The sequence below is a fragment of the Streptomyces sp. NPDC006430 genome (genome assembly GCF_040612395.1).
GTDB lineage: Bacteria > Actinomycetota > Actinomycetes > Streptomycetales > Streptomycetaceae > Streptomyces.
Genome location: NZ_JBEXQA010000014.1, coordinates 1 through 12,470 on the forward strand (window position 1 = coordinate 1; position 12,470 = coordinate 12,470).

At 71.5% G+C, this 12,470-nt stretch carries 9 protein-coding genes; 2 read left to right on the top strand and 7 right to left on the bottom strand.

Annotated elements, in window-relative coordinates; genetic code table 11:
* Positions 1-164: 164 nt before the first annotated feature.
* From ABZZ20_RS20945 to ABZZ20_RS20960, 4 genes are all read right to left on the bottom strand, one after another.
* Positions 165-1,046, bottom strand: coding sequence for a pirin family protein (locus tag ABZZ20_RS20945; protein WP_356871618.1), 882 nt, complete (start codon positions 1,044-1,046; stop codon positions 165-167).
* A gap of 103 nt (positions 1,047-1,149) precedes the next feature.
* Positions 1,150-1,806: a hypothetical protein gene (locus ABZZ20_RS20950; RefSeq protein WP_356871620.1), complete on the bottom strand. Its 657-nt coding sequence runs from the start codon at positions 1,804-1,806 to the stop codon at positions 1,150-1,152.
* A gap of 152 nt (positions 1,807-1,958) precedes the next feature.
* On the bottom strand, positions 1,959-4,019 hold the full coding sequence (locus ABZZ20_RS20955; protein ID WP_356871622.1) for an RICIN domain-containing protein: 2,061 nt from the start codon (positions 4,017-4,019) through the stop codon (positions 1,959-1,961).
* 540 nt (positions 4,020-4,559) lie between these two features.
* Positions 4,560-6,431, bottom strand: coding sequence for a galactose oxidase-like domain-containing protein (locus tag ABZZ20_RS20960; RefSeq protein WP_356871623.1), 1,872 nt, complete (start codon positions 6,429-6,431; stop codon positions 4,560-4,562).
* Between the two features lie 221 nt (positions 6,432-6,652).
* Here ABZZ20_RS20960 and ABZZ20_RS20965 point away from each other — a divergent pair, with 221 nt between their 5' ends.
* A complete protein-coding gene (locus tag ABZZ20_RS20965) occupies positions 6,653-7,306 on the top strand; it encodes a DUF4360 domain-containing protein (RefSeq protein ID WP_356871868.1) in 654 nt (217 codons plus the stop codon).
* A 48-nt stretch (positions 7,307-7,354) separates the two neighbouring features.
* On the opposite strand, the gene ABZZ20_RS20970 is transcribed toward ABZZ20_RS20965, so the two are convergent.
* Positions 7,355-8,305, bottom strand: a complete 951-nt coding sequence (locus ABZZ20_RS20970) for an AraC family transcriptional regulator (protein WP_356871625.1) — start codon at positions 8,303-8,305, stop codon at positions 7,355-7,357.
* A gap of 101 nt (positions 8,306-8,406) precedes the next feature.
* Between ABZZ20_RS20970 and ABZZ20_RS20975 the strand changes: the two genes are divergently transcribed.
* Positions 8,407-9,363 carry an MBL fold metallo-hydrolase gene (locus ABZZ20_RS20975; RefSeq protein ID WP_356871627.1) on the top strand — a complete coding sequence of 319 codons (957 nt, stop codon included), beginning with the start codon at positions 8,407-8,409 and terminating at the stop codon, positions 9,361-9,363.
* A 435-nt stretch (positions 9,364-9,798) separates the two neighbouring features.
* On the opposite strand, the gene ABZZ20_RS20980 is transcribed toward ABZZ20_RS20975, so the two are convergent.
* Positions 9,799-10,674 (bottom strand): potassium channel family protein, encoded by an 876-nt coding sequence (locus ABZZ20_RS20980; RefSeq protein WP_356871629.1) that lies wholly within the window; start codon positions 10,672-10,674, stop codon positions 9,799-9,801.
* Between the two features lie 281 nt (positions 10,675-10,955).
* The gene (locus ABZZ20_RS20985; protein WP_356871631.1) at positions 10,956-12,044 is read right to left on the bottom strand and encodes a helix-turn-helix domain-containing protein; all 1,089 of its coding nucleotides are present in this window, start codon (positions 12,042-12,044) and stop codon (positions 10,956-10,958) included.
* Positions 12,045-12,470 lie beyond the last annotated feature (426 nt).

Below are 12,470 nucleotides of genomic sequence, written 5' to 3' on the forward strand. Positions count from 1 at the left end.
CCGGGGCCGGTCCAGGTACCGCCCCGGAAATCCCGGTGCGCCGGCCGACCCCGAAGCAGCCGGCCCGGGGCCGGGCCGGGCACGGCCAGCAGGGACCGGTCACGGCCCGCTCCGGGGAGCTCCGGCCGCGACGGGAGCCGAGATCGACGGTCCCGGCTCAGGCCTCAGATGCTGATGTGCCCCATCAGCCCGCGCTGGTAGTCCAGCTGCGCCTGACGGATCTCGGCGGCCGTGTTCATGACGAACGGGCCGCTGCGGGCTACGGGCTCGCCGATCGGCTCGCCGGCCAGGACCAGGACCTCGGCGGCTCCCTCGGGAGCCTGCACCGTGAACCGCTCCGCGTCCCGCCCCAGGATCGCGAGGTGGCCGTCGGGGAGCTGGGCGTCCGGGGTGGCGGCGGTGCCGGACAGGACGTACAGCATGGCGTTGTGCCCGGTGGGGACGGTGAACTCCGCGCGACCGCCGGCCACGAGGCGGGCGTGCACGACGAGCACCGGGGTGTGGGTGTCGAACGGGCCGCTCACACCGTGGGTGGTGCCCGCGATCACGGTGAGTTCGGCGCCGCCGTCCTCGGTCGCCACCGTGGGGATGTCGCCCGGGGCGGAGCCGTACTGGACGCGCGGCGGCGTCGCCTTCAGCCGGGCCGGAAGGTTCACCCAGATCTGGAGCAGGTGCTGCGGGCCGCCGTCGGCGAGCAGTCCGGGGGTGGGGCGGGCGAGGTGGACGAGCCCCGACCCGGCGGTGAGCCACTGGACCTCGCCGGGGTTCATGACGCGCTCGTGCCCCTCGGAGTCGATGTCCTCCATCGCACCCTCGATGACGTACTGGATGGTCTCGAAGCCGCGGTGGGGGTGCGGCGGTGCACCCTTGGCCTCGCCCGGGCCGAGCTCGTGCGGGCCGACCTGGTCGACCATCAGGAAGGGGTCGACCAGGGGCAGTTCCGGCTGCGGGAAGGGGCGGCGGACCGGGAAGCCCTCGCCCTCGAAGGTGTGGAAGGGGCGGACGACGCGGATGGTGGAGCGCACGGCGGTGGTGGTGATGTCCATGCACCGAATGAACGGCACGGCGAATTCCACTGTCAACGCGGACCCGTTTGGTTGTCAGGTCGTACCGAAGGGTTCGGCCACCCGTGTGCCGCCCCGGATTCCGTCAGCGCCTGCGGGCCCGGGCGCGGCGCAGCAGTACGCCGGCGGCGGCGCCGGCCAGGGCGATCACGGCCACTCCCGCAGTGGTCCACCAGACGGTGCTGTCCTCGCCCTCGCCGGCCGGGGACGCGGACGGGCTACCCGCGGGCGACGGGACCTGGGACGCGGCCTGCGACGGGGTCTGCGAGGGTGCGGGGGCCGATGCGACGGGCGACACCGGCGGGACGGTCGGGGCAGGTGCGCCGGACGCTGCGGCGGACGGCACCGGGTCGACCACCGGTACGGCGATCTCCTTCTCCCCGTGCCCGAGGGAGGGGAATCCCACGTCGACGGTGACCTTCCAGGAGCCCGGCGGAAGGACCTCGGCCGTGCTCCAGCCGGTGCGCGTGCGGGCGTCGCGGACCAGCCGCCAGGGACCCATGGAGCGGGAACCGTCGGGGCTGGTCGCGTTCACCGTCGCGGCGACCGCCTCTTCGATGGCGTCCCCGTCGTTCTCCCAGGTGATGTCGGTGGTGACATGGCCTTCCCGCTGTCCGGTGACCACGACCTTGACGGTGTCGCCGTGGGCGTGGGCGGCAGTGGGCGCGGCCAGTGCCTGAGCGAGGAACAGGAACAGGAAGCCGAGTCCGGTGAGGGCCGGGAAAGCGTGTCGTGTACGCATCGTTGGGGTGCTCCTGGTGCGGTGGGATGCGATGAGCTGCGGCTGGCTGCGGGAGCTGCCGTGTGGGGAATGAGGGACGTCGGTGGACGGCCGCGCGGGGCGGCCGTCCACCGACGGGGGGTCAGCCGGCAGGAGGCCTGCCGGGGGGAGGGTCAGCCGACCTTCTGGACCGTCCACACCTGGGACGCGCGGCCGTCCGCGCGCTGGAGGTCGAGCAGCCAGTCCCCGTAGTACGGGCGGTTGCTCACGGACAGGGCGAAGCCGCCGCTCGGGTCCGTGACCGTCACGCTGCCACCGCGGGAGGACAGCTTCCACTTCTGCGTGGCGCCGTTCCCGCACGGCTGCTGCGCGATCCACATGCCCGCGGCCGGGGCGCCGCCCGTCTGCAGGCACTTGCCGGAGACCGCGGACTTGATGCGGACGAGACCGCCACCCGCGTCGTCGAAGAGCCACTGCTGCTGGGCGTAGCCGTTGGCCCGCGCTCCGACGAGCACCGTGCCGTCTGCGCTGCGGCCGCCCCACAGCTCGGCGGCCATGCCCGTGCTGCCGTTGCCGAGCGTGTAGCGGGTGCCGGGGGTGGTGGTGCCGCCGCCCGCACCGGTCGTACGGAAGGAGGTGGCCTTGCCGGGTCCGGTGTCACGGCCGGAGCCGTCGCGGACCGAGACGGCGACCTTGTACTCCGTACCGGGCTGGAGGTTGTAGATCCGCAGGGCCTGGGACTGGACCCAGGTCAGGTGCTTGCCGTTCAGCAGGACCTGGTACCAGGCGGCACCGTCGACCTTCGGCCAGCTCACCACGACGGAGTTCGACTGGATCTGGGCCGCCGTCACCTTCGGGCCGCCGGTGGGGGACTTGGTCGGCGTCGGGGTGGGCTTCTGGGTGGGCGTCGGCGTGGGCTTGGGGTTCGGGTCGGGGTTCGTACCGCCGCCGCCGTTGGCCTTCATCAGGAACTGGTTGTCGGCGATGTTCCAGTGCGTGGCGAGGTAGCTACCCGGCTTCGGACTGGTGTGGAAGTAGTCGTCGTGGTTGCAGTCCAGGATGTTCTCGGCGGCCTGGTTGGTGCACACGTTGCGCATCTGCGGGTAGTACGGGGTGTCCGAGTAGCACATGACGTCCCACTCGTCCGTGCAGTGGGCGCCGCGGCTGGTGTTGGGGGCGCTGTTGTTGACCGCGCCGAGGTTGTGGCCGAGTTCGTGCGCCGCGGTGTGGCCGCCCCAGCAGCCGGAGTCCGTACGGCCGTAGGAGGGGCCGAAGTTGCTCTGGTTGTTCTGGCCGGGCCGCTCGTCGCCCGCGAAGGTGCCGATGCCGCAGTAGACCTGGGTGTCCGAGAAGATCATGTACTTGCGGTCGCGGCGGTCGAGGCCCTTGCCGGCGAGCGCGTTGTTGGTCGCGCTGAACTCGGAGAGCGCGGACGCCGGAAGCTCGATGTTGAGCACGGTCGGCGTGCAGTCCGCGGCCGTCACGTAGCGGATGTGGCGGATGCCGCCGGTCTCCTGGGCGCTCGTCGAGTAGATGAGGTCGGCGTCGGCCGCCCACTTGCGGAACGAGGCGAGGTACTCGGAGTAGCGGTCGCGGTCGGGGCCGTGGACGTACACGACCTGGACGCGGTTGCCGGTGCTGCCGTCACCGTCGCACTGCACGGTCTGGCCGGCCGGACCGGCCGCGACGGCCTGGCTGCCGCCGGAGGCGGCGGGCGCCGGCGCCGCGGAGGGGGCGGCCTTGGCGGACTGGGCGTCGGCGGCGGGCGCGTCCTGGGCACGGCCGCCCGCTTCTGCGGCCTCGGGCTTCGCCGGATCGGCTGCCGGAGCCTTGGTCTTGACGACGGGTGCGACATCGGCCTTGATGTCGACGTCCTTGGGCGGGGCGTCGGGGCCGTGGGTGCAGAGTCCGGCCTCCGTACGGTAGACGCCTACGCAACGGTCGCCCTTCGGCGCGGCCTTGAGTCCGTCGAAGACCATGCCCTTGGCGGTCTCGTTGGCGGGCTCGCCCACGATGGGCGCCGGCTCCGCGTCGCGGGCCGGTGCGGCAGCCGGTACGAGGGTGTCCGCGGCCGCGTCGGCCTGTGCGGTCGTCCCCGCTTGCGCGTCGTCGCCGAGCCCGGAGTAGGCGAGGCCAGCCGCGAGCACGGCCCCCGTGGCCATGGCGGCGGTGAGGAGTATCAACCGGCGGGGCTTGCGCCGGTGTTCACGCTGCTTCCTGCGATGTCTAGTCATGCGCACCTCAAATCCTTGGTCGGAGGAGTGGGTTCGCGGAAGCCTGCCAGACCGGCGCGGTGGAGAATTCGGACAAACGGGAATGGGCCCCGAGATATCAGGCTGTTACCTTCTGCTTTGATTTGATGAACAGTCAACTCGCTTTGCATGAAGGCCAGTTACGCGCGTAGGGCGCTAATGGTCCAGGCCTTGCCGTCGATGTCGTTATCAAATCGAGATATAGAGTGGAGGCCTATTGACGGCAATTCAGTCAGGGATTCACCTAATTACTACCTGCCGAATTGCTCTCGTCACGAGCGGTGAGGAATCCTCTCCTCCGCCTGAGGATGACGCCCTGCGGGATCAGGGAGAGGCCGCGGGACCGCTGCAGGGGGGTGTGTTTTCCAGAAGAACGTCGTACCCGACGGGAGGCCCCGTCACCGGCAACAGCGCACTGCCGTCGGCGGTCAGACGGTCGAAGGGGGCGCCCCGGCCGCTCCGTTCCGTCCACCGCTGTAGCGGGCTCGAATGGCGCGAGTGGCGAAGTGGGGGACCGGCGCGTCAGCGGGGGGCGCCGAGCTTGACCCATGCGGCCGTGCTCGGTACCCCTCTCCCGTCGAGCAGGAACAGCATGTAGTACCCGGGTGGGGCGTCAGCGGCACTCGGCGGCGTCCGGAGCCCGATCGCGGTGCCGCGCACACCCGTGATCGACAGGTCGAGATGACGCTGGCTGGTGTTCACGGCATGGGTGACGGTGGTCGGCGCCAGGAGGACGGCCCGGGTGATCTCGCCCGCCGTGGAACTGTGCACCTCGAAGGCCGCTCCGTAGCGCAGTTCGCCGCGCGGGGCCCGGTCGAGGGTCGGCCGGTGGCCGCCCCGGTGCAGGTACGCGGGCTCGTAGAGCTCGATGCTGCCGTCCGTCGCGTCCCGGATGTCGGGGTCGTTGGCGATCTGCTGGAGCTCATCGCCGGTGACCATCATCCGGCCGTCCGGCAGCACCAGTGCGTTGGAGTGGTAGCCGCGGGGCAGCCGCTGGGCCGGGCCGAGCTTCCAATGGCCGTGGGCGTCGCGCAGCTCGATCTGCCGGTACGTCAGGTCGGCCTGCGGATTGAACGGCCCGTGCCCGTAGTCCCGGGTGTCCAGGGCGCCGTTGACCGTCAGCAGACTGCCGTCCGGCAGGATCAGCGTGTCGTCCTGGGTGCGGCCGAACGCCCGTGGCTCTTCGGTGGTCCACCGGCCGCCGGACAGTCGGTAGGTGTTCGGGTCGTGCGGGTCGCCGCCGAGCACCAGCACGGAGTCGGGGCCGCGGAGGCCGGCCGGCAGCGGGACGGCCGAGCCGTAGCCCCGGAAGTCGGCCGGGCGCCTGGGCAGGTCGGTACGGGTCTCCTTGACCGGGTCGAACACCCACTGCTGGTCGGCGTCCCGGCCCAGGCCGTAGACCATCCCGTCCCGCAGTGAGAACAGGTGCGGATAGTCGTTGCGGAACGGCGCGTTCACCCGCAGCCGCTCCGAGGGCAGGCCGACCGGGATGTCGTACGGCCGCCAGGGCACGGGATGCCGCAGCGCGGGGAAACGCTCCACGACCGGGGTGGGCGTACCCGTACCCCGCTCGGACTGACCGGACATGATGATCTGCCGACCGTCCGCCCCGGTCACCACCGTGGGGTACCAGCGGCCGACGGACATGTCCTGGTTGCGGAACCAGGTCTCGGTCCAGGGGTCGAAGACGAAGGACAGCTTGGCGCCGCTGCCGCCCTTGCCGCCGGTGTTGCCGCCGAACACCCCGACCATTCCGTTGGGCAGGAAGGCGTGCCCCGCACAGAAGAAGGGGGCCGGGCGCGGGGCGTAGGTGCCGTCCGGCATCAGTACGGTCGGGGGCTCCACCTTCTTGAAGGCCCGCGGTCCGGTGCCCTTGGCCGGATCCCACAGGAACGCGCGACCCGCGTTCGTCCGCCCGATCCTGTCGGTGGGCCCGGTCTCCTTGGTGGGATTGACCTCCACGCGCTCGAAGGAGAAGAGCAGCACCCTGCCGGTGGGCAGCAGGGCGGTGTGGACGCCGAAGTCGGGGGACGGGAAGAACTCCGTGAACCGGCCGAACTGCGCTGCGGCGAATCCGGCGTTGACCTGTCGCTGGGATGCGGTGAGGGAGGCCAGGCCGGCAGTGCGCTTCGACTGCGGGTAGTCCTTGGGGCCGGTGAGGGCGAGCCGCCGCTGTGCGTGCGCGCGGGCGTGCTCCTCGCCGAGTACGGCGACCTCGTCGGGGTTCGCCTCGACCGGGTGGGCGCCGCCGTCCGCGCGGTGGTGTCCGGCCGGGACCTCGTGCCCCGGGGCGGCCGAGGCGGGCGGGGCCGGGGTGGTCAGGGAACCCAGTGCGGTGGCCACGGCCACGCATGCGGACAGCACGGCGGACCGTCGTACGAGCGGACCGGCCATGAGCCCTCCTCCTTGAACCTGCGCCCCATGGTAGAAGAAATGCCGCAAATGCCGCGGAATAACGCGGCTGGAGAGGGAGGATGCGGGGTCGCTTGGGCCGTTCGGCGGTCCGGTCGCCAATGGTGAATCGATTCTTCGGTGAATCGAACCGCCCGGTCGAGTGAGGCGGCGCACCCCGTGACGACCGGCCGCCACCCCCGGCGGCTATCCATGACGACGTGATCAAGTCACTTCGCACCACACTGACCGCCGTCGCCGTGACCGGAAGCCTCGTCACGCTCTCCCCTTCGGCCGGGGCCGCGGCCACGGCCGCCGCGCCGCTCGAGAGGGTGACCGTCGACGTCGCCACGGTCAACGGCTCGGGCTGCCGCCCCGGCAGCGCCACCGTCGCCGTCGCTCCCGACAACTCGGCCTTCACCGTCACCTACAGCGAGTACCTCGCCGCGGCCGGCGGGGACAGCACCGCCACCGAAGGCCGCAAGAACTGCCTCCTCTCCCTCCTCGTGCACGTCCCACAGGGCTTCACCTACGCGGTGTCGCACGTCGACTACCGGGGCTACGGAAAACTGGAGGAAGGAGCGATCGGCACCCAGAAGGCCAGCTACTACTTCCAGGGCATGAGCCAGACGGCCAACCGCACCCACCTGTTCCACGGTGCGCTCGACGACAACTGGCAGGTCACCGACACCACCGGCATCGAGGCCCTGGTCTACGCACCCTGCGGGGAACAGCGCAACTTCAACATCAACACAGAACTGCGCGCAGACGTCGGAACCTCCGACAAGACGAAGACCAGCTACATGACCGTCGACTCCACGGACGGCAGCATCAACACCGTGTACCACTTCGCCTGGAAGAAGTGCCCGACCCGCTGAGCCGGCCCCGTCGATCCGTGAGCGGCGGTGGCGATGCGCCTTCGCCGTTCACGGGCGCCGGGCCGCCTCGGGGGCGGCGGCCACCCCGGCTCGATAGCGGCCCGGGGTGGTCCCGAACTCCCTGCTGAAGGCGTGCGACAGGGCGTAGGGCGTGCCGTACCCGACCCGGCGCGCGATAGTGGCCAGGGAGTCCGGGGTGTCGCGGAGCAAGGTGGCGGCGTAGGTCAGCCGCCACCAGGTGAGGTAGGCCATCGGGGGGCGGCCGACGAGGGCGGTGAACCGGCGCGCCAAAGTGGGGCGGGAGACGCCCGCTTCGGCCGCCAGCCGGTCATTGGTCCACGGCGCGGCCGGGTCCGAGTGCAGCGCACGCAGCGCGGCGGCCGCCACCGGGTCGCCGAGCACGGCCGACCAGGCTCCGCCCGCGCCCTCGGCCATCCAGGAGCGGATCATGTAGAGGAGCAGGAGGTCGAGCAGGCTGGGCACCGCCATGCAGGAGCCCGGCCGCTGTTCGCTCAGCTCGCCCCCCAACAGAGCGATGGCCGAACGGAGTTCGAGGTGCGAGCCGACGCGGTTCGGCAGGTGGACCACCTTCGGCAGCTCCAGCATGAGCGGGTGGGCGCGACTGCGGTCGAGCCGGTACTTGCCGCACAGCATCTCCACGCTGCCGGAGGCGGCCGTGGACCCGCCCGCCGCCCTCTCCGACCGGACGCCGTCGGGCAACAACTCGAAGGGCACCGCCCGCGCCAGGGCCGCCGCGTCGGCGGGGGAGTCGGCGATCACGTGCCCCGTGCCGTGCGGCAGGAGCACCGCATCGCCGGCGGCGAGCGAGACCGGATCGCCGCCGTCGGGCAGCAGCCAGCAGGTGCCCTCCAACACCACGTGGAAACCCGCTCCGTCGTACGGGGCGAAGCGCGCACACCACCTTCCGCTCGCCCTGACCCGGTTGGAGGAAGGCTGCCCGATCCGTACCGCCGCTACGGCGTCGCTCACCACATCCATCGGGTCAGGGTATCCCTCGGCTTCAGAGGTGAGACGGCTGCGTATTCAGCTGAGCCGAGCAGACATTGAGAGGCTCACCAGGCCTCCCTAGAGTCGAGGGCATGAAGACCGAGAAAAGGCAGGGCATCGTGCTGGGTGAGGTCGAAGTCACCCGGGTCATCGAGTGGCGGGGGCCGTTCGTGCCCGCGCGAGACCTCGTGCCGGGGGTCGCGGCCGAGGTGTGGAAGGACAATGAGGACTGGCTGTCACCGGACCACTGGGAGCCCGATGCCGACTTGGCGGTCGTCGCACTGCAGACCTGGGTGCTGCGCAGTGCGGGCAAGACGATCCTGGTCGACACCGGCGTGGGCAACGGGCGGGAGCGTCCCGGATCACCGCAGTTCCACCACCGGCAGGGCGATTTCCTCGGCGTGCTGGCACGGGCCGGCATCCGGCCGGAGGACGTCGACATCGTCGTCAACACCCACCTCCACGGCGACCACGTCGGGTGGAACACCGTTGCGTCGGACGAGGGTTGGAGGCCCGCCTTCCCCCGTGCCCAATACCTCGTCCCGGCCGCGGACGAACACCACTTCGGGCCGGGCAACGCCTACGGCAACGGCCTTCGGGAGGACGACCGGCTGATCTACGAGGACAGCATCGCGCCCGTCCTCCGCGCCGGGCAGATGGTGCTCTGGGACGGCGCCCACCGCATCGACGAGCACCTCACCCTTGAATCCGCGCCCGGCCACACACCCGGGTCCTGCGTGCTGCGGCTCGCCTCCGGCAGCGACCGGGCGGTCTTCGTCGGCGATCTGCTGCACAGCCCGGTACAGATCCTGGCCCCCTCCTGCAACAGCTGCTTCTGCCTGGATCCGGAGCAAGCCGTCCGCAGCCGCCGCCGGATCCTCGAACGGGCCGCAGACGAGAAGGAGCTGGTCGTACCCGCCCACTTCGGCGGTGCCGGCGCGATGGAAGTCCAGCGCAAGGGACAGGGGTTCGCCCTCGGACGATGGGCGGCCCACGGCGACACGCCTACGGCGACACCGCCTGAGGCGACACCGCCTGAGGGGGCGTGACGCCGGGCCGGGACCCCGCCACGCGCCCCGAGGAACCCGAGGTCGGGCAGAGGCCCGCCCCGTGGCCGGTGTGGCCGAGGGCGTGCAGGGCCTCGACGCAGCGCAATGCCTCGGCGTACGCGCCGGGGAGATCCTCCGGCCCGGCGGCGGGCCCGGCGGAACCCGCGGTGACGGGGGTGCCGAGGACCTGGCCGAGCTCGGCGGCGAGGGACCGGGCGAGCGGGCCCGGAGGGTGTGGCTGCCGGTGTCGCGGACCCGGCCGGGCACCTCCGGAGCCAGCAGGTCCGCGACCGGCTCGCCGCGGACCCGGTCCTCCGCACAGGTGATGGACCGGCGCAGCAGCAGGAGCGCCGTCACCAGGCCAGCCCGCTCGAACAACCGCCGTTCGCTCGGCGTTCCGCAGGGGGTGCCGGTCCCCGCCGGGGGCGATTCCCGTCAGGGGCCCGCGTGGCGTCCGTGGTCGTGTGCGAAGGCCTCGAACACCCGCCGTGGCGTGCCCCGGGTGTGGAGGAAGCGTTGGTCGAGGATGACGGCGAGGTCCTCCAGCGCGGCGCGGAGCACGGCGGCCGAGAGCCGGACGTCCGGATGGCGGGCTCCTGCCGCCTGGTCGGCCAGGTTGTCGGCGTACGTGAGGTGGCGGGCCAGGGACGTGCGGTCGTCTCCGTCGTAGAAGTAGTACGACTCGGCGTACTGCATGAAGTCGACCGAGATCACGGAGATGCCGTCCGCGAGGCCGTCGAGGACGGCCGCTCCGGCGTCCGTGTCGATCTGTTCCGTCGTGGGGTGCGTGCGAGACAGGTGCGAGAGTCGCAGTGCCATGGCGCGGCGCCGGGCCAGTGCCGGGTAGATGCCGAGCGTCCACGACACCGTCGCGGTCAGGAGGACGAAGCCGACGAGGGCCTCCATCGGGGCGAGCACCCGCAGCCAGCCTTCGGTGGGCGCGATGTCGCCGAGGCCGAGTGTGGAGACGTGGACCAGGGAGACGTAGAGCGCGTCGATGAATCCCGCATGATCGGCAGGCCGTAGTTCGGCGGTGTACGTGAACGCTTCGGGCATGTGCGGCCAGTAGATCAGCGCCCAGCCCACCACCACGGTCAGCGCCCAGACGCCGACCACGGCCACCATGGCGAGGGGACCTGCCAGCCCGGAGGCTCGGCGTCGAGCCGTCAGCGAGCCTGACAGCTGCCAGAAGCACGACATGATCATCCGGCTCAGCCCCCCGTGACGCGTGGGGTGCCACAGCGTGTGGAAGACGTCCCTCAGAACGAAGAGCACCAGGACGGAGCCCACGGCGTTGATCAACCAGCTCACTCGGTCTTTCCCTTCCCTGGCACACGCTGCCTTCGGCGTTTCCCGCGGGGGCGGCTCCTCCGGGACCCCGTTCGGTGATCGAAAACGACGGGCGGAAGCTCCGGGCGTTCCTGCCCACGAGGTCGAGGACGGGCGTGGCTGTTCGCTCAGCGCCCGCACACTAGCCCAGGGACGGGCGCCGATCACCGATGTCGGCAGGAGCGGAAGGCCTGTGGCGGTGTTCGCGGACCGCGCGGCCGATGGCGAAAAGCGGGCTCCATGGCCGTGTGGTGGGGCGCGCTTCACGCCTCGGTTCCGGGCCAGCCCAGCAGGCGGGCCCCGATCACTGCCGTTTGCAGCGTGTAGCGGTTGACCGGGTCGGCCGGGTCGGAGCCGGTAAGGCCGTGGATCCGCTCCAGCCGGTAGGTCAGCGCCCGCACGCTCAGCGACAGCCGACGCGCGGCCTCGGTCGCCACGCAGCCGCTGTCGAAGTACGCCGTGAGGGTGTCGATGAAGGACTGGGCACCTCCACGCCCTTTGCGGAGCGGGCCCAGCACACTTTCCACCAGATCGGCCATCGCCTGTCGGTCCCGCGTCAGGACGGGATAGACCAACAGGTCCGCGGCGTGCAACACCGGCCCGTCCAGGCCCATCCGCTGCGCCAGATCAAGTGCGTTGAGCGCCTCCTCGTACGAGTGCACCACTCCGCCGGCGCCGGGGTGTGAGCGGCCTATGGCCACCCTGCCCCCGTCGGTGGCCGCGTACGCCTGCTTCGCGAAGAACGCCAGGACGTCCGGCTGGTCCCCGGGGGCCACACAGATCAGGCGCCCGTCCTTCGTGGTCAGCAGGATCTGCCGACCCGCGAACCGGGCCAGAACCGCCGCCTCGATCCCGCGCGCCACCGGGTAGCCGTCCCCGTACGGCTCCGGGCCACTGGCCACGGCCACCGCATGGGCCTGGGACAACCGCAGCCCGAACCGCTCTGCCCGCTCCGCCAGCCGGCCCAGATCACTGCGCCCGTAGAGCAGGTCGTCGATGAACTCTCGCCGCGCGGCCTCCTCCTGACGGACTGCCTGGTGCTGAGCACGCTCGTACCCCTCCACGAAGGCATCCACCGCCTGCTCGACCGCCGCCAGGAGGGAACCCGCGGCCTTCGCCGGCGCTGTCGCGAGGACGCTCTGCGACGCGGCCAGATGCTCCCGGATCATCCCGCGCAGGCCGAGTCCGGCCTCGGCCGCCTGTTCTCCCCCGGCACGGCGGGCATCGAGTTCGGCGCGGGTCAGCCGGCGTCCCGTGGCGCAGGCCTCGCCCAAACTTTCGGCGTACCCCGCCAGATGGTTCTCCGGCGCTTCCCGGTCCGTCACGCACTTCCCCCGATCTTGACGCGCCATGGATGTGTTCTTGACGCGGAGATCAGGGTGACACGAGCGGTGAAGGGCGCCGCCACCGGCAACGTGAACGCGGCCGCGATCCCCGTTGGCTGCCTCAGGGAGCGGCCGTGGCCGGGTACTCCCGGATCGAGGAACCCGGCCGTGTCAGCATCGCCGTATCCCTCGATGGGCCGCCGGCGATCGAGGTGGAGGGCGGGCAAGAACATGGTCATCGGCCCCCTCAACGTAGTGGATCGGCAGGCCCGGGACCTGTGGACGGTGGGGTGGTCGCCCGTCCGGGTCGGTCGATGTCCCGCGCCCGGCCCGGACCCGTGGCCCCCGGAGTAGCATCATGCCGCCTCGGTCAGGTGCCATGACCGGATGAGCCAAGTCCCGCCCCTTCATGGGACGTTGTTCTTGGCTATTGCCCTGGCCCGTGGGGTCCGG

Excerpts from the sequence above, each read along its gene's own strand:
- ABZZ20_RS20945 (WP_356871618.1), bottom strand. The coding sequence starts at position 1,046 with ATGGACATCACCACCACCGCCGTGCGCTCCACCATCCGCGTCGTCCGC.
- ABZZ20_RS20950 (WP_356871620.1), bottom strand. The coding sequence starts at position 1,806 with ATGCGTACACGACACGCTTTCCCGGCCCTCACCGGACTCGGCTTCCTG.
- ABZZ20_RS20955 (WP_356871622.1), bottom strand. The coding sequence starts at position 4,019 with ATGACTAGACATCGCAGGAAGCAGCGTGAACACCGGCGCAAGCCCCGC.
- ABZZ20_RS20970 (WP_356871625.1), bottom strand. The coding sequence starts at position 8,305 with ATGGATGTGGTGAGCGACGCCGTAGCGGCGGTACGGATCGGGCAGCCT.
- ABZZ20_RS20975 (WP_356871627.1), top strand. The coding sequence starts at position 8,407 with ATGAAGACCGAGAAAAGGCAGGGCATCGTGCTGGGTGAGGTCGAAGTC.
- ABZZ20_RS20960 (WP_356871623.1), bottom strand. The coding sequence starts at position 6,431 with ATGGCCGGTCCGCTCGTACGACGGTCCGCCGTGCTGTCCGCATGCGTG.
- ABZZ20_RS20985 (WP_356871631.1), bottom strand. The coding sequence starts at position 12,044 with ATGGCGCGTCAAGATCGGGGGAAGTGCGTGACGGACCGGGAAGCGCCG.